The sequence below is a fragment of the Rhizobium sp. K102 genome, assembly GCF_022385315.1.
In the GTDB taxonomy this organism is placed as follows: domain Bacteria; phylum Pseudomonadota; class Alphaproteobacteria; order Rhizobiales; family Rhizobiaceae; genus Rhizobium; species Rhizobium croatiense.
In genome coordinates this window covers 2,949,667-2,965,422 of record NZ_CP092436.1, presented here as the reverse complement: position 1 = coordinate 2,965,422, position 15,756 = coordinate 2,949,667, and the positions used below count along the sequence as shown (strand labels likewise).

The following is a 15,756-nucleotide window of genomic DNA, read 5'->3' as shown; positions in this document are numbered from 1 at the left end:
GATCGCTAAAACTTGAGCAAAGCCCGAAATCGGCCTCTAACCACGAACTCCAAACATAAGCGTTGAAAGGGTCCCGAACGGCCCTGCGATAAGAAAATTGGAAAGAAAAACCGGCGCCTGATGCCCCTGCTTCTAAAAAGCGAAAGCAGGGGTGTGGGACATGGCGGTTTTGGTGACGGGCGGGGCCGGTTATATCGGCAGTCACATGGTTTGGGCGCTGATCGATGCGGGCGAGGATGTGGTCGTGCTCGATCGCCTGTCCACCGGCTTTCGCTGGGCCGTGGCGCCGGCGGCGCGTTTCTACCTCGGCGACATTGCCGATCCCGACATCTTGAAGAAGATCTTCATCGAAAACGACATCGAGGCGATCATCCATTTCGCCGGCTCCGCCGTCGTCCCGGTCTCGGTCGCCGATCCGCTTTCCTATTACGACAACAACTCCGGCAAGACGCGGGCGCTTCTCTCCGCCGCGATCAAGGCCGGCATCCGCAATTTCGTCTTCTCGTCGACGGCGGCCGTCTACGGTCAGCAGCAGAACGACCTGCCGGTGAAGGAGAATGCCTCCCTCAAACCGGAAAATCCCTACGGCCAGTCGAAGCTGATGACCGAATTCATGCTGCGCGATGCCGCCGCCGCCTATGATTTCAACTATGTCGCGCTCCGTTACTTCAACGTCGCCGGTGCCGACCCCGATCGCCGCACCGGCCAGTCGACCGCAGGCGCCACGCATCTGATCAAGGTCGCCTGCGAGGCAGCACTCGGCAAACGCGACAGTGTCCATGTCTATGGCATCGACTACCCCACCCATGACGGTACCGGCGTGCGCGACTACATCCATGTCACCGATCTTGCCGATGCCCATCTGAAAGCACTGCAGCATCTGCGCAGGGACAAAGGCTCGCTTGTTGCCAATTGCGGTTATGGCAGCGGCTATTCGGTGCTCGACGTCTTGAACATGGTCACCCGCCTGCACGGGCATTCCTTCAAGATCCACATGGCGCCGCGCCGCCCCGGCGATTCGGCAAGCGTCGTCGCCGATGCTTCGCTCGCCCGCCAAGTGCTCGACTGGAAGCCCCGCCACGATTCGCTTGAGACCATCGTTCAGAGCTCGCTCGATTGGGAGCTCTTCCTGTCGAACAGAAATGTCGACGACCTGCACAGCATCCACCGGGCGCTTGCCGCCGCATCATTCTGACGGTGCGCGACGGCAGCCTGTTTACAGGCTTGCCGGAAATGCTCTGGAGCGATGCCGCATCGTCGTCTATGCATGGTTTCAAGCCTCCCGGGCAGAATGTTTCAATCTGACCAGGAAAGGCCGGAACAGGGGAGGTGAACCATGCAGGACAGCGAAGTCATTATCGAGCGGCGAGGCGCTGCCGGCATCATCCGGCTCAACCGGCCGCGGGCGCTGAACAGCCTGACGATGGCGATGATCCGGTCGATCACCGAGGCGCTTGACGGCTTTGCCCGCGATGCCGACGTGGCGACTGTCGTGGTAACGGGGGAAGGCGAACGCGGCTTCTGCGCCGGCGGCGATATCCGCGCCCTGCATGAGAGCGCCCAGGCCGGCGACGGCCTCGCCGGAACCTTCTGGCGGGAGGAATTCCGTCTCAACCATATGATTTCCGTCTACCCCAAACCCTATGTCGCGCTGATGGACGGCATCACCATGGGCGGCGGCGTCGGCCTGTCCGCGCATGGCCGCCACCGCATCGTTACCGAGCGCACCCGGCTGGCGATGCCGGAAACCGGCATCGGCTATGTCCCCGATGTCGGCGCCACCTGGCTGCTGCCGCAGGCACCGGGTGAAGCCGGAACATGGCTCGGCCTGACCGGGCTCGATATCGACGCCGCCGACGCGATCCATGCCGGGCTCGCCGATCGTCAGATCGCTTCCTCGCGAACTCGGCGAGGTGATCGATGCGCTGTCCACACTACCATGCGGTAGTTCGTCGATTGATGTCGATACCGCCTTGCAGGCGTTTGCGGAACCTCAGGGTGAAAGCCGGCTGCGGCAGAACGCAGCGCTGATCGACCGTGCGTTTTGTTTCGACAGCGTCGAGGAGATCCTCGCGGCGCTCGGCCGAGAGGCGGGAGACTTCGGCGCCGAGACGCACCGCGTACTGCTGACGCGCTCGCCGACCAGCCTGAAGCTCGCTTTGCATCTGCTGAGAGCCGGCCGCCGCAGCGCGTCGCTCGCCGAATGCCTCCTCCGTGAGCTCGGCGCCTGCCTGCAGATGTTGCACAACCCGGATTTCTTCGAGGGCATCCGTGCCGCCGTCATCGACAAGGACCGCAATCCGAAATGGTCGCCGGCGTCAGTCGAGGCCGTGGAGCCGGCAATCCTAGAGCGTTTCCTGAAACCGGCCGACCCGCCGCTTTCGCTCTGACGCCGCACCTCTGAATACTGAGTGCAGGCACAGTTCGGCGGGCGATAACCGATTCTTCTTCAAGCCAGCCTCTTCACCACCAAACCTTCGCGACGGCCCGTTGAAGCTATGGGCTGGCCTATCCTAAGGCGTAGCCTTTCCTCTCCCTTGACCTGATCGACCGTCAGCACGCCCCGACATAGTGTCCGCGACGTGACCCCTAACCGACATCTCTCGATCACGCAAAACAGGAGCGCATCATGTCGCAGGCAGAAGCAAAACCCCGTACGACCGGTCAGCAGGAGCCTGGCAGGCCGAAGCCCGAAGAGTTGGTTCCGTCGCGCTATGCGGTGCGGATCGGTGAAATTGAAGTGCTGATCATCAGCGATGGCGTGTTGCCGCTCCCGACTGCGATGCTGGGACACAACGCCGACGCGGCTGACCGGGCAGTCTGGCTGGACGATATGTTCCTGCCGCGAGACGCTTTCGACTGGGCGTTGAACGTGGTCCTTGTGCGCAGCGGCGGGCAGACCATCCTCATTGACGCGGGGCTTGGCTTGGATCCGGACTTGAACTTGCCGCGCGCCGGGCAGTTGATCAAGCGATTGGAAGCCGCCGGCATCGATCTGACATCGGTGACCGACGTGGTACTTACCCACTTGCACATGGATCACATCGGCGGGCTGCTGGTCGATGGCGTGAAGGACCGGTTGCGTGCTGATCTCAGGATCCACGTGGCGGCCGCAGAGGCCAAGTTCTGGGAGGCGCCCGATTTCAGCCATGTGTCCATGCCGCCCGGCTTTCCGGATGCGCTTCGGGCAACGGCAAAGCGGTTCCTCAGCGAGTACGGCAGCTATCTCAAGCTGTTCGACGAGCGATCCGAAGTGGCGCCGGGTGTGATCGTCCAACGCACCGGCGGCCACACCCCCGGACATAGCGTGGTCCGGCTGGCATCCGGCGGTGACCGCCTGACATTTGCCGGCGATGCCGTGTTCGCGGTCGGGTTCGAGCACCCCGACTGGTACAATGGTTTCGAACACGATCCCGAGGAGGCCGCTCGCGTTCGCATCGATCTTCTCAGGGAGCTGGCGGCGAACGGCGAACAGCTGGTGGCCACCCACCTGCCGTTCCCGTCAGTCGGCCGGGTGGCGGTCGACGGTGACGTCTTCCGTTGGGTGCCGGTGTTCTGGGACTATTGAGCGCCTGCCAGGTCAGGGCCGAACCAAAGCGCGTCGCATGGATCGGAATCCGTGCGGCGCTCAGAGCATGATGCCGAAAAGTGTGAGCGGTTTTCGGGCGACATCATGCTCTAACTCTTTAATTCAGAACAGGATTCAGATTTAGGCCGACCGGGCCTAAAATCATCCTGTTCTAGCGCCACATGCCGCGCATGCGGGCGCCGACATCGATGCGCACCTGCCGCGCCTGCGCTTGAGCGGCGGCATCCGATTTCACCTGCGGCCAGCTGCAGGCCTCGAAGAATTGCAGCAGGGTCGCCGGAATGAAGCGGCTGCGCGAGGCATAGACGTGCCGGTCGCCCTGCGCGTTCTGCCCGTAGGTGAAGAAGCGCTGCGGCACGACGAGGTCGAGACCGTCGCGGGCGCGCGTCATCGCCACATAGAGCAGCCGGCGCTCTTCTTCGATTTCGGCGGTGGCGCCGACGGCAAGATCGCTCGGAATGCAGCCGTCGACGACGTTCAGCATGAAGACCCTCGTCCATTCCTGGCCCTTGGCGGAATGGATGGTCGAGAGAATGAGATAATCCTCATCGAGCAGCGGCACGCCGGCCTGGTCGCTGGTCGCATCCGGCGGATCGAGCGTGAGTTCGGTGAGGAAACGCTCGCGCGAGGCATAGCCGCCGGCAATCTGCTCGAGCTGCAGGAGATCGGCCTGCCGCGTAGCCGCGTCCTCATGCAGCCGTTCCAGATGCGGCGTGTACCATTGCCGCGCCAGCTCGATTTCCGCCGGCCAGCCGGCCTTGCCGGATTTCATCTCCTGCAGCATGGCAACGAATGCCGTCCAGTCCTCACCGGAGCGCGGCGGCGCCGGCATGGCGGCGAGCGCCGTCAGCGGGCTCGCATCCTCGGCCATCAGGTCGAGCGCCTTCTGCGCCGTCGACGGCCCGACGCCCGGCAGGATCTGCATCAGCCGGAAACCCGCCACCCGGTCGCGCGGGTTCTGCGCGAAGCGAAGGGCTGCCAGCATGTCCTTGACATGGGCGCTGTCGAGAAATTTCAGCCCACCGAACTTGACGAACGGAATGTTGCGCCGGGTCAGCTCGACCTCCAGCGGCCCGCTGTGATGCGAAGCACGGAAGAGCACCGCCTGCTGCTTGAGCTTGAGGCCCTCTTCGCGATTGTCGAGCACCTTGTCGGCGACATAACGCGCCTGATCGGCCTCGTCGCGCACCGTGACGAGGCGCGGCCGCTCGGCCGATTGCCGCTCGGTCCAGAGGTTCTTGGTGAAGCGCTCCGAGGCGAGATCGATGACCGCATTGGCGGCTGTCAGGATCGGCTGCGTCGAGCGATAGTTGCGGTCGAGGGTGACGATATTGGCGGGCGGGCTGAAGGCTGCGGGAAAATCGAGGATGTTGCGCACCGTCGCCGCACGGAAGGAATAGATCGACTGCGCATCGTCGCCGACGACGGTCAGCCCCTGGCCTTGGGGCTTCAGCGCCATCAGGATCGAGGCCTGCAGCCGGTTGGTGTCCTGATATTCGTCGACCAGCACATGGTCGAAGCGGCTGCCGATATCCTCGGCGATCACGCTCTCGCCGACCATCTGCGCCCAGTAGAGCAGGAGGTCGTCGTAATCGAGCACGTTCTGGCTCTGCTTGGCCTCGACATAGCAGGCGAAAAGCTCGCGCAGCTGCTTTTCCCAGGCCGCGCACCAGGGAAAGGCGTCGCGCAGCACCTGGTCGAGCGCCGTCTCCGAATTCACCGCCCTGGAATAAATGGCAAGGCAGGTGCCCTTGGCCGGAAACCGGCTTTCCGTCTTGGAGAAGCCGAGATCGTGCCGAATCAGGTTCATCAGGTCGGCGCTGTCTTCGCGGTCATGGATGGTGAAATCGGCATCGAGGCCGATCTGCTGGGCATAGTCGCGCAGCAGCCGCGCGCCGATGCCGTGGAAAGTGCCGGACCAATGAAGCGCGTCGGCCATGACGCCGGCATTCGAACCGAGCACATCGCGGCAGATGCGCTCGACGCGCCGCGCCATTTCGGCGGCCGCCCGGCGCGAGAAGGTCATCAGCAGGATGCGGCGGGGATCGGCGCCCTTGACGATCAGATGGGCGACCCGATGGGCCAGCGTGTTGGTCTTGCCGGAACCGGCACCGGCGATGACCAGCAGCGGCCCGGCAATATGGCTGCCGTCGGTGAGCGTGCCGTGCTCGACGGCCATGCGCTGCTGGGGATTGAGCTTTTCGAGATACATCCAGCCGTCCGGTCGGGCTCCCGCAGAATCACTGCGAGAAGATTAGATGTTCCTTGAATGTTCGCGATTTCAGTCGCTGTCAAGCCTGGAACGGCGCAAGTCTCATTCGGGGAAATCCGGCCCCACCACGCGCCGCACCAGCTTCAGGCTGCGGTCCGGCTGAAGAATATAGGTTTCCTCCACGCGCTGGCCGCTCTCGTTATAGAACTGATTGTAGACAACGCTGCCGACCGGCGATTTGGTCAGCTTCGTTCGCGGCTGGCCGCCATAGGTGATGCTGCCGGGAATGGGTTCCAGCGCCTGGCTGTCGGCCGAGGAGCAGCCGGTCAACAATGCTGCGGCAAACAAGGCGGGCATCAGCACTTTCATCATTGTCATCCCTCTTTCGACTGCAGCCAGATATGGAAGCCGCAGCAGCGTCCGCCAAGGGTGGATCAAGCCTGGCCCGCAGAAATCACCCGCGAATATCCCGTCGAGACCAGCTGACCGCAACGAAAGCCCCGTTGCCGCGTTAACCTGAATATACCAACCTCAGGAGACGCTTAAGTGATCGGGTTTCCTGTATTCCCAGACCATGACGAACCCGGCCGGCAGGGCCATGGTGAGGCGGCGACACGCGCTTCGGTCGAGAGCGCTCTCCATGCCGCCGATGACCTCGACGCCGGGGAAATCACCGTCAGCATGCTTGGTTCCTATGTCATCCTCGAAGGTTTCGTGCGCCGGCACGGCGATGTCGAACGGGCGGTCGAGATCGCTGAAAGCGTCGTCGGCCAAGGCTATGTGCATAGCCGCCTGTTGCGGCGCTGAGGGAACCAAGTGAGCCCCCGCGTGTTGAAATGCCGGATCGAAACGCTGGAGACCATCATGCAGTTGCTTCTTCGCCTCTGGGCAACGACCTTGATTATCGGTTGCGGTGTCTTTGCCGGCTCCGCCTATGCCTCGCTCGAAACCGGCACGAACTATTCCGCGCTTCCGAAGGACCAGATCGCGCTCAACGAATATACCGAAACGGCGGCCTGCCAGCCGGTAGAGCCGCACTATCTGCCGTCCTTCATCCGCACGGCGGACGGCACGATCATCGGCGTCGGTTATATCGAGGCGGAGAATGCCGGCGGCGCGGACTGCTGAGACCCCGATCTGCTCGAACGAGGCTCGCCGGCGTTTCCGGTGACGAGCCTCTGACCATCATCATGATGGCTGAGTGTTTTCTATCGAAACATCTGTCTGAGGCGCAACGCCTTTTGCGCCAAAACCCGGCATATGCTCGATGCAGGGTTAAGTGAAAATTAAACAATGTATCGTTCCGGCACGCCTTGCCGAACAAACCAATAACGTCCGGACGTCCTTGCCGTGCTAGTGCAGCTTCAGCTTCGCCTCTTCAGCCGCCGCCAGGAATTCGGCTCTTGCCTCCTCCACGCTCTTGCGACCGTCGAGCGCTGCCCGGCAGGTACTGCGCGCCTTGATATAATGAAGCCCGCGCGAACTCGGCCAGAAATCCGCCAGGCACTTCAAGGCATCGAACGGCCCATTGACGGTTCTGAGGTTAGCGCCTTCGAAACCGACCTTGACCGGGTCGTTCCATTTTTCAGTTGCCATCGATGCTCCTCCAGGGTTTCGACAGTAAACATGCGGCATCGGCCCCTCCTCCGGGGAGACTCCGCGATTGTTAATATTCTAGCGCGATTTTCATCGCCAGCAATGGGCGGATCGTCGCCGACGTTGGTGATTGGTTTCGCCTTGACCGATGATAGGGGGAAGCGTGCGGGCGGCTCTCAAAGAGATGTGGTGCAGTGGTAAAAAACTAGGAAGCACTAAACCAGCGCATCAGCAACTGAGCTATTGGGGAGAGTGGGGAAGCGAAAGTTTTATGCCCCAGCGCGAAACCGTTTTCCGATTGCTGCGCCGCAATAATGATTGATGCAAAGCCGCAAATGGTGCAAATCTGCAGCGCCTAGGTAGAGGATTGCAGCGATGAGCGATTTCAACAGTAGTGGCCGTGTCGGCTGCCTCGACGGCTTACGCGGGCTCGCCGCCCTTTGGGTTTTGATAGGACACGCTCACCTCCTGACCGGATTTAAGATGCCCGTCATCGGCGATCCGGATCTTGGTGTGGACCTTTTTATCATGCTTTCCGGCTTCCTAATGGTTTTTCACTACCAGCGCAGGAAGGGCCGTGAACCGTGGGAGGCAAAAAGCACCTGGATTACTTTTTGGGTTCGGCGCTATTTCCGGATTGCCCCGCTCTACTACGTGATGCTTATCGCCGCCTTAACGCTCGGCCCCTTTGTCTATGATGCGCGGATGGTGATCGATGCATTCAACGGGGTGCGGCCGCAACTGGCTGATCGATATCTCGATAGCAGCTTGGCGAATTATATCGCCCATCTGACATTCTTGTTCGGCCTAAGTCGCCATTACGCTTATAGGACAGCTCTTCCGGATTGGAGCATCGGCCTTGAGATGCAGTTTTACGCAGCTCTGCCGTTTATCATGATGGTCGTCGGACGATTTGGTTGGCTTAAAGGGATCGTCGGCGTTGCTGCTGTTGGGGGCGCCATAGCCTACTTTCTCCATCGGACCGGCTATACATTTCCGATGCCCACATTCCTACCGCTTAAGCTGCATATTTTCGCGGCTGGGATGTTGTTGGCCGGCGCCCTCTGGACCACGAAAAAGCGAGCCTATCTGTTTTCGGGAATCGCCGGTTTGCTGGTACTTGTTCCTGTCGGTGGAGACATGGACGCGCTGCATCACACGACGAGGATCATCCTGGTATTGACCTTCTTTGCTCTCATTCACACAGAGCGCTTGCCGTCTGCGGCGGCGAAGATGACAAAGCCGGTGAGCGAATGGCTCGGGAACGGCTTTTTCCACAATCTCGGTGAACTTTCGTTCGGGGCCTACCTTATTCACCTTTTGGTGATGCAGCCTGTTGTAGCCTATCTTATCAAAACAACGGACATCAACGATCCGACGCGTTGGGCGCTTACGCTGCTCATCACGGTACCGATTGTCTACGGTCTCGCGTGGGTCGGATATAAGTTCATCGAAATGCCTGGCCAGAGTATCGGCAGAGAACTTACGAAACCACGCGTCTCAGCCTAAAGAACGCCTGGCTGTGGAGCGGGATCTGGAAATTGTCCTTTAAACCGGCAGCAGGGCTTCCGATCTAAAACTGTCTCGCCTCGTAGTCGTCGAGGGTCTCCGGATCCTGTTTATATTGCCATTCGCGGTGATGGCAACGGCGCCAGATCTGGCCGGACGGGTTGAGAGCTGCGCCATCGATCAGGCGTACTGGCAGAATAGTGTTGTGGTTGTGCCAAAGAGCGACGTCGAGCTGCTTGCCAAGTCTACCTTTAAAAAAATGTCCAAAAAACATAGTGCGGCATTCTGGTTCCATAGTCCTCAAGCACCCGATTGGCGTGGGTCATTGCAACCTCAGATAAATTGGACGGCGATGCTGGGGCGGCTAATGCATGTCGTCCGGAAGTGCGCAGCGGTTTCGGGACAACGACATGCATAAAAACAAAGGGCTAAAGCGCGTTGCGTGAATCAAATATGATGCGACGCGCTTTGGGTTTAGGCGGTCACAGTCTTTTCCTTATTGCGAGAACGGAGGCGCCAATCGTTAGTCGGTTTTTCAATGACGAGATGAAAGACAATGCCCGCGACGACCGACGTGACGAAGGTCATCACCACGGCCTGATCGACATAGCGGATTAACCCGTGGAAGGCGAGCTTTGGGTAGATCCGAGAAAGAACCTGATAGATGAAGATGATGTGAACGAGGTAGATCGAATATGAGGCGTCCCCGAGGAAGACGATAAGCCGAGAAAGCGGCCTTTCACGATTGACCGGAAGCCTTATGAATGCGGACAGCAACACGGCGGCGGGAGCGCCCCAGTAGATGCATCTAAGATCCTCAGGCAATACTCCCGACTCGCAAAGATACGATGCAGCGAAAACAACAATGATGCAGGGCAGGACGACGAAAAGCGGAACAGTTGGAAGACGGCCGGAGCGGTGTAGATAAGCGATTAAGCAACCATAAAGGAATTCGGCAACGATCGGGTTTCGGAAGAATATGCCCTGCGCCGTATCGCTCCAAGCAATCGTCGCGATTGTCCACACGGCAGCAATTATACCGATAAGGACGGGCAGATATCGCGCCCTCCCTATCGCAAGCGCAAGTGCAAACGCAAGATAAAAGTACATCTCATAGGAGAGCGTCCAGCCGATCCCAAGGATCGGCTGGACCAATCCGTTGGCGTTCAAACTCGGAAACAGAAGCGCTGAAGTGGCGATGCGCCACAGCGAAAAATCTTCGGAGGCTGTTCCCGACCATGCTGCGGTGAGGACCAGAAGAAACGCAGTTGATATGAGATAAGGTGGATAAATACGCTCGACGCGTCGTAACAAGAAGTCGCCGGCCGGTTTTCGGCCTTCGGCATATGGCGTCGAAACGTGCACCATGATGAAGCCGCTTATTACAAAAAAGATATCGACGCCGAAGCCTAAGCCATCGCGAAACCAAGGCGCGGACAACCAAGACTGCGGCACATCCTGCAAATACCCGGGTACGTGTACCGTGTAGGCTCGGATCGAATGCGCGAGAACAACAATGAGTGCCGCAACTGCGCGAAGGATCTGAATGGAGTCCAACTTGGAATTGGCATTGCGCTGCATCGAGCAACCCTTCTTTCAATTCCTCCCGCCTATCACATAGAAAAGTTATTGAACAGCATCATCAATGCATCGAATTCTGGCGTGGATATCATATCAGGTCAAAGTGATGATGTTGCTCAGACGCATCCAAAATACCATTCAAAGGGCGATGTGGGGTGCGAGCCAGCGCGAGAATGCTACCACAGCCTTAGGGGAATTTCGGGACGCCAGACATGCGAGCAGGTAGACAGCGACATGTTGCCATCACTACAGCGCCTAATGAAAGGCACGAACAGTCAGATGCCCAGAAATAGGGCCAGCTATCGAATTGGCTAGCTTTCCGCTTCCGGCTTGGGCACCATCCCTCGCGCGCTGGCGCTTCAGAACGTTCGCGAAACACGCTGCACGTATTTTCCGCGCAATTTGTGTTCTGGCTGCGTTTTCGTCCTTATTCCTGCGGTGCTACCGGGGGACAGGCATTTACGATTTGATTGATGTCCGAAAGAAAACTGGTGCTGCCGAGTGGGATTGAACCACCGACCTCACCCTTACCAAGGGTGTGCTCTACCACTGAGCTACGGCAGCAGGACCAGGACCCGTGCGAGCCGGGCGGCTCAATCGCGGGAACGGGGCGGCTATTGCCACAGCTTGACGACAAGCGCAAGCCGCAAATTCCAACTTCGCGTGGATTGCGATGCAAGGGCCTTTTGGATCGGTGCGAATTCGGCTAATCCTGTCACATGAACGACAAGACCGAAACCGGCCAGCAGAGCCGCAAAGAGGCAATCGAGGCACAGGCGAAACTGCGCCGCGAGCGTGCCGCCGAAAAACTCAGGGAAAATCTCAGCCGACGCAAACAGCAGGTGCGCGCCCGCCGTTCCGGCCAGGCCGACGAAACAAATGGGCTGCCCGCCGCAAAAATGGACGAATCTTAATGTTCCGTCCGGCACGAATTGAAGCTCCGCAAGAAATCCCCTAAACACCCACTCCTTCTTTCAAGTCAGAACTTTCAGGAAAGGCGGGCGCGGCCCGTAGGCGCACATGGATCGTATCAGAATCGTCGGCGGTAATGAGCTGAATGGCATCATTCCGATTTCCGGCGCCAAGAATGCCGCACTACCGCTGATGATCGCCTCGCTGCTGACCAGCGATACGCTGACGCTGGAAAACGTGCCGCATCTGGCCGATGTTGAGCTCTTGATGCGCATCCTCGGCAATCACGGCGTCGACGTCGCCGTCAACGGCCGCCGCGAGCGCCAAGAGGACTCCTACGCCCGCACGATCCATTTCACCTGCCGCACCATCGTCGACACCACGGCTTCTTACGAGCTGGTGTCGAAGATGCGCGCCTCCTTCTGGGTCATCGGGCCGCTGCTGGCACGCGAAGGCCATTGCCGCGTGTCGCTGCCGGGCGGCTGCGCCATCGGCACGCGCCCGGTCGATCTCTTCATCGAAGGCCTGACGGCGCTCGGTGCGACCATGGACATCGACGCCGGTTATATCAACGCCAAGGCCCCGGACGGCGGCCTGATCGGCGCGCGCTACACCTTCCCGAAGGTCTCGGTCGGCGCCACCCACGTGATGATGATGGCGGCAACGCTTGCCCGCGGCACGACCGTTATCGGCAATGCCGCCCGTGAGCCCGAGGTCGTCGACCTCGCCAACTGCCTGAACGCCATGGGCGCCAAGATCTCCGGCGCCGGTACCGCGACCATCACCATCGAAGGCGTCACTTCGCTCTCCGGCGCCCGCCACCGCGTCCTGCCGGATCGCATCGAAACCGGCACCTATGCCATGGCCGTCGCCATGGCCGGCGGCGACGTCGTGCTCGAAAATACCGATGTGTCGCTGCTCGAAACCGCGCTGGAAACGCTGCGCCGCGCCGGCGCGGATATATCCGCGACCAACAACGGCATGCGCGTCAAGCGCAACGGCGCCGGCATCAAGCCGGTCGATATCGTCACCGATCCCTTCCCGGGTTTCCCCACCGACCTGCAGGCGCAGTTCATGGCGCTGATGACCCGCTCCTCCGGCATCTCACACGTCACCGAGACCATTTTCGAAAACCGCTTCATGCACGTGCAGGAGCTTGCCCGTCTCGGCGCCAGGATCACGCTCTCCGGCCAGACGGCGAAGATCGAGGGTGTCCAGCGCCTGCGCGGCGCGCCTGTTATGGCGACCGATCTGCGCGCCTCCGTTTCGCTCGTTATCGCCGGCCTTGCCGCCGAGGGCGAAACGACGGTCTCCCGCGTCTATCATCTCGACCGCGGTTTCGAGCGGCTCGAGGAGAAGCTCACCCGCTGCGGCGCCGTCGTCGAGCGCATCAGCGAGTAAGCCTCGTTCATCCCGGTTGCGTAATCCGTCGCAGCATCCTATTTCCCTTGTCTGACGCATCGCCATTCCGGCGGTGCCTGCTGGGATAAGACTGGATGACCGATCTGAAGCTTGTTGCGCTCGATGATGAGGATCTTGCCATCATCTCCGCGCATATGCAGGACAGCGTCTTCAAGGTCGGTGACATCGACTGGTCGCCGCGCGAAGCGCAATTCGCCCTTGCCGCCAATCGTTTCGTCTGGGAAGGTGCCGGGCGCAAGCGCAGGGGTTTCGAGCGCCGCCGGGCCGCCCTGGTCTTCAAGCGGGTGCTTGCCGTGCGTTCGCTCGGCATTGACCGTGGCGAGCGGGACGAGGTGCTGTCGCTCCTGGCGCTGCGCTTCGAGAAGAAGGGCGAGGGGCCGGATGGCACGGTCGAGCTGTCGCTGTCGGGCAAGGCCTCGATTGCGCTCGATGTCGAATGCATCGAGGCGCAGCTCGCCGATATCGGCGGCGCCTGGGAGGCGGCTTCCAAGCCGCGCCATCCCTGACGCCCGACGTTTGAATGTTGCGGTTTCGAGTTGAGAAGGAATAGCGGCCTTGGCAATCTGGCTGGATCAGGCATCGGAAGGTTTCGAGCAGCATTTCGCCGCTTTCCTGACGACGAAGCGCGAAGTCTCCGAGGATGTGAACGCCGTTGCGCGCGCCATTATCGATGACGTCAGAGCCCGCGGCGATGTGGCGCTTGTCGAATATTCGCTGAAATTCGACGGCATCGATTTCGCCACCGTGCCGATGCGCGTCGCGCCAGAAGAGATCGACGCCGCCGTCGAGGCGGTGCCGTCGGAAGTACTGGGGGCGCTGAAGCTCGCGGCGCTCCGCATCGAATCCCATCATCGCCGGCAGCTGCCGAAGGACGATATTTACGAGGACGATCTCGGCGTCCGTCTCGGCTCGCGCTGGACGGCGATCGAGGCGGTCGGGCTCTACGTTCCGGGTGGCACTGCGAGTTATCCGAGCTCGGTGCTGATGAACGCCGTGCCGGCCAAGGTCGCCGGTGTCGATCGCATCGTCATCGCCGTTCCGGCCACCGGCGGCGCCGTCAATCCGGCGGTGCTCGCCGCCGCCAGGCTTGCCGGCGTGACCGAGATCTACCGCGTGGGCGGGGCCCAGGCGATCGCCGCTCTCGCCTATGGCACCGAGACGATCGCCCCCGTCGCCAAGATCACCGGTCCCGGCAACGCCTATGTCGCCGCCGCCAAGCGCCACGTCTTCGGCACCGTCGGCATCGATATGATCGCCGGCCCCTCCGAGGTGCTGGTCATTGCCGACAAGGACAACAATCCCGATTGGATCGCCGCCGATCTTTTGGCGCAGGCCGAGCACGATGCCAGCGCCCAGGCGATCCTGATCACCGATGATGTCGAATTCGGCAAGGCGGTGGAGCAGGCGGTCGAACGCCAGCTGACGACGCTGAACCGTGCGGAGACGGCGGCGGCCAGCTGGCGCGATTTCGGCGCCGTCATCCTCGTTGCCGATCTGAAACAGGCCATTCCGCTCGCAAACCGCATCGCCGCCGAGCATCTGGAGCTTGCCGTCGCCGATCCGGACCGGCTACTCGACGGCATCCGCAATGCCGGTGCGATCTTCATCGGCGCCCATACGCCCGAAGTGATCGGCGATTATGTCGGCGGTTCGAATCATGTGCTGCCGACGGCGCGTTCGGCGCGCTTCTCCTCCGGTCTTTCGGTGCTCGATTTCGTCAAGCGCACCTCGATCCTGCGCCTTGGGCCGGGTGAACTGCGCACCCTCGGCCCGGCGGCGATCGCGCTGGCGGTCTCCGAAGGTCTCGACGCCCATGCGCGATCGGTTGCGATCCGCCTCAACCTCGAAAGGTGAGGGCATGGCGGCGGGCGATTTCCGGCTTTGCGACGTCGTCCTTGACGATACGATCGGCCGTTCGACGCCCGATGTCGAGCATGAGCGCGCCGTCGCCATCTTCGATCTGATCGAGGAGAACAGTTTTGCGCCGATCGGCCATGCCGGCGGGCCTTACCGGCTGAACATCTCGCTGGTCGATTCGAAGCTGGTCTTTGCCATCACCACGGAAGACGGCGGCAATGTCGCCACTCATATCCTGTCGCTCACGCCCTTCCGGCGGATCGTCAAGGATTACTTCATGATCTGCGAGAGCTATTACGAAGCGATCCGTTCGGCCACACCAAGCCGCATCGAGGCGATCGATATGGGCCGGCGCGGTATCCACAACGAGGGGTCGCAGACGCTGAAGGACAGGCTGACCGGCAAGATCGAGATCGATTTCGACACCGCCCGGCGGCTGTTCACGCTGGTCTGCGTGCTCTACTGGCGGGGGTGACGGCAATGGAGCTCGCCGCCGACGTCGAGGAGGGAAAGAGGCCGGGCGCCATCCTCTTCATGTGCGGGCTGAACGCCATCCGCTCGCCGATGGCGGAAATCATTGCCCGTAGCATTCTGCCGTCCAATACCTATATAAGGTCGGCCGGCGTTCGCGCCGGCGAGCGCGATCCCTTCGTCGATGTCGTGCTCGAGGAGATCGGGCTTTCCCTCGGGCGCCGCCAGCCGCAGACGCTGGAAGAGCTCGAGGACGATTATTTCGATCTGATCATCACGCTGTCGCCGCAGGCCCATCACGCCGCGCTGGAGCTGACGCGCTCGAATGCAATCGACGTCGTCTACTGGCCGACCATGGATCCGACGGTTGTCAGCGGAACGCGCGAGCAGATTCTCGAGAGCTATCGCGAGGTCCGCAATCACCTGGCCGGCCTCATCGAAAGCCGGCTGCTGAAAGAAAAGGCATTGCCGCGCAATCGGCGTGAAAACAAATGACGGAAAGCCCGATCAACAAGGTTCACAAACCCGCCTTGATTGTGTAGTTTCCGCCCAAATTTCAAGGCGCGCGCTGCGCTGCCTCTTCAACCCACAGGAAGAAAACCACTAT

Annotated in this window: 15 protein-coding genes, 1 tRNA gene and 2 pseudogenes; 12 read left to right on the top strand and 6 right to left on the bottom strand. The window is 60.9% G+C overall.

Annotated elements, in window-relative coordinates:
• The first annotated feature begins 160 nt into the window (after positions 1-160).
• From galE to MHI61_RS20635, 3 genes and pseudogenes are all read left to right on the top strand, one after another.
• Positions 161-1,195, top strand: coding sequence for a UDP-glucose 4-epimerase GalE (gene galE, locus MHI61_RS20645; RefSeq protein ID WP_239790313.1), 1,035 nt, complete (start codon positions 161-163; stop codon positions 1,193-1,195).
• Positions 1,196-1,336: 141 nt separating this feature from the next.
• Positions 1,337-2,390, top strand: a pseudogene (locus tag MHI61_RS20640) (enoyl-CoA hydratase/isomerase family protein).
• Between the two features lie 239 nt (positions 2,391-2,629).
• Complete coding sequence (locus MHI61_RS20635) at positions 2,630-3,568, top strand: MBL fold metallo-hydrolase (RefSeq protein WP_239790312.1); 939 nt, start codon at positions 2,630-2,632, stop codon at positions 3,566-3,568.
• A 172-nt stretch (positions 3,569-3,740) separates the two neighbouring features.
• On the opposite strand, the gene MHI61_RS20630 is transcribed toward MHI61_RS20635, so the two are convergent.
• Positions 3,741-5,801 (bottom strand): ATP-dependent helicase, encoded by a 2,061-nt coding sequence (locus MHI61_RS20630; protein WP_239790311.1) that lies wholly within the window; start codon positions 5,799-5,801, stop codon positions 3,741-3,743.
• 102 nt (positions 5,802-5,903) lie between these two features.
• Positions 5,904-6,170: a hypothetical protein gene (locus MHI61_RS20625; RefSeq protein ID WP_239792883.1), complete on the bottom strand. Its 267-nt coding sequence runs from the start codon at positions 6,168-6,170 to the stop codon at positions 5,904-5,906.
• 177 nt (positions 6,171-6,347) lie between these two features.
• Between MHI61_RS20625 and MHI61_RS20620 the strand changes: the two genes are divergently transcribed.
• Positions 6,348-6,608 (top strand): BON domain-containing protein, encoded by a 261-nt coding sequence (locus MHI61_RS20620; protein WP_010034795.1) that lies wholly within the window; start codon positions 6,348-6,350, stop codon positions 6,606-6,608.
• A 57-nt stretch (positions 6,609-6,665) separates the two neighbouring features.
• The gene (locus MHI61_RS20615) at positions 6,666-6,929 is read left to right on the top strand and encodes a hypothetical protein (protein WP_239790310.1); all 264 of its coding nucleotides are present in this window, start codon (positions 6,666-6,668) and stop codon (positions 6,927-6,929) included.
• Positions 6,930-7,154: 225 nt separating this feature from the next.
• On the opposite strand, the gene MHI61_RS20610 is transcribed toward MHI61_RS20615, so the two are convergent.
• Positions 7,155-7,397, bottom strand: a complete 243-nt coding sequence (locus MHI61_RS20610; RefSeq protein ID WP_239790309.1) for a DUF982 domain-containing protein — start codon at positions 7,395-7,397, stop codon at positions 7,155-7,157.
• 375 nt (positions 7,398-7,772) lie between these two features.
• On the opposite strand from MHI61_RS20610, the gene MHI61_RS20605 reads away from it, so the two are divergent.
• Entirely contained in the window at positions 7,773-8,906 is a 1,134-nt protein-coding gene (locus MHI61_RS20605; protein WP_239790308.1) for an acyltransferase, read from the top strand.
• A 64-nt stretch (positions 8,907-8,970) separates the two neighbouring features.
• Here MHI61_RS20605 and MHI61_RS20600 read toward each other — a convergent pair whose 3' ends face one another.
• The 3 genes from MHI61_RS20600 to MHI61_RS20590 all read right to left on the bottom strand — a co-directional run bounded on the left by MHI61_RS20600 (position 8,971) and on the right by MHI61_RS20590 (position 11,051).
• Positions 8,971-9,180, bottom strand: coding sequence for a hypothetical protein (locus MHI61_RS20600; RefSeq protein ID WP_239790307.1), 210 nt, complete (start codon positions 9,178-9,180; stop codon positions 8,971-8,973).
• 200 nt (positions 9,181-9,380) lie between these two features.
• Complete coding sequence (locus tag MHI61_RS20595) at positions 9,381-10,487, bottom strand: acyltransferase (protein WP_239790306.1); 1,107 nt, start codon at positions 10,485-10,487, stop codon at positions 9,381-9,383.
• Positions 10,488-10,976: 489 nt separating this feature from the next.
• Positions 10,977-11,051, bottom strand: a tRNA-Thr gene (locus MHI61_RS20590).
• Positions 11,052-11,206: 155 nt separating this feature from the next.
• On the opposite strand from MHI61_RS20590, the gene MHI61_RS20585 reads away from it, so the two are divergent.
• The 6 genes and pseudogenes from MHI61_RS20585 to MHI61_RS20560 all read left to right on the top strand — a co-directional run bounded on the left by MHI61_RS20585 (position 11,207) and on the right by MHI61_RS20560 (position 15,634).
• Positions 11,207-11,401, top strand: a complete 195-nt coding sequence (locus MHI61_RS20585) for a hypothetical protein (RefSeq protein WP_010034782.1) — start codon at positions 11,207-11,209, stop codon at positions 11,399-11,401.
• A gap of 106 nt (positions 11,402-11,507) precedes the next feature.
• Positions 11,508-12,800 carry a UDP-N-acetylglucosamine 1-carboxyvinyltransferase gene (gene murA / locus MHI61_RS20580; protein ID WP_239790305.1) on the top strand — a complete coding sequence of 431 codons (1,293 nt, stop codon included), beginning with the start codon at positions 11,508-11,510 and terminating at the stop codon, positions 12,798-12,800.
• Positions 12,801-12,895: 95 nt separating this feature from the next.
• Positions 12,896-13,327 carry a DUF2948 family protein gene (locus tag MHI61_RS20575; RefSeq protein ID WP_239790304.1) on the top strand — a complete coding sequence of 144 codons (432 nt, stop codon included), beginning with the start codon at positions 12,896-12,898 and terminating at the stop codon, positions 13,325-13,327.
• 49 nt (positions 13,328-13,376) lie between these two features.
• Positions 13,377-14,675, top strand: coding sequence for a histidinol dehydrogenase (gene hisD, locus MHI61_RS20570; RefSeq protein ID WP_239790303.1), 1,299 nt, complete (start codon positions 13,377-13,379; stop codon positions 14,673-14,675).
• Between the two features lie 4 nt (positions 14,676-14,679).
• The gene (locus MHI61_RS20565) at positions 14,680-15,153 is read left to right on the top strand and encodes a UPF0262 family protein (RefSeq protein WP_010034761.1); all 474 of its coding nucleotides are present in this window, start codon (positions 14,680-14,682) and stop codon (positions 15,151-15,153) included.
• 5 nt (positions 15,154-15,158) lie between these two features.
• Positions 15,159-15,634 (top strand): annotated as a pseudogene (locus tag MHI61_RS20560) (low molecular weight phosphatase family protein).
• The last annotated feature ends 122 nt before the right edge of the window (positions 15,635-15,756 follow it).

Bases quoted from the DNA above. Each gene is read 5' to 3' on its own strand.
- galE (WP_239790313.1), top strand. From the start codon at position 161: ATGGCGGTTTTGGTGACGGGCGGGGCCGGTTATATCGGCAGTCACATG.
- MHI61_RS20635 (WP_239790312.1), top strand. From the start codon at position 2,630: ATGTCGCAGGCAGAAGCAAAACCCCGTACGACCGGTCAGCAGGAGCCT.
- MHI61_RS20630 (WP_239790311.1), bottom strand. From the start codon at position 5,801: ATGTATCTCGAAAAGCTCAATCCCCAGCAGCGCATGGCCGTCGAGCAC.
- MHI61_RS20625 (WP_239792883.1), bottom strand. From the start codon at position 6,170: ATGAAAGTGCTGATGCCCGCCTTGTTTGCCGCAGCATTGTTGACCGGC.
- MHI61_RS20615 (WP_239790310.1), top strand. From the start codon at position 6,666: ATGCAGTTGCTTCTTCGCCTCTGGGCAACGACCTTGATTATCGGTTGC.
- MHI61_RS20610 (WP_239790309.1), bottom strand. From the start codon at position 7,397: ATGGCAACTGAAAAATGGAACGACCCGGTCAAGGTCGGTTTCGAAGGC.
- MHI61_RS20605 (WP_239790308.1), top strand. From the start codon at position 7,773: ATGAGCGATTTCAACAGTAGTGGCCGTGTCGGCTGCCTCGACGGCTTA.
- MHI61_RS20600 (WP_239790307.1), bottom strand. From the start codon at position 9,180: ATGTTTTTTGGACATTTTTTTAAAGGTAGACTTGGCAAGCAGCTCGAC.
- MHI61_RS20595 (WP_239790306.1), bottom strand. From the start codon at position 10,487: ATGCAGCGCAATGCCAATTCCAAGTTGGACTCCATTCAGATCCTTCGC.
- MHI61_RS20585 (WP_010034782.1), top strand. From the start codon at position 11,207: ATGAACGACAAGACCGAAACCGGCCAGCAGAGCCGCAAAGAGGCAATC.
- murA (WP_239790305.1), top strand. From the start codon at position 11,508: ATGGATCGTATCAGAATCGTCGGCGGTAATGAGCTGAATGGCATCATT.
- MHI61_RS20575 (WP_239790304.1), top strand. From the start codon at position 12,896: ATGACCGATCTGAAGCTTGTTGCGCTCGATGATGAGGATCTTGCCATC.
- MHI61_RS20565 (WP_010034761.1), top strand. From the start codon at position 14,680: ATGGCGGCGGGCGATTTCCGGCTTTGCGACGTCGTCCTTGACGATACG.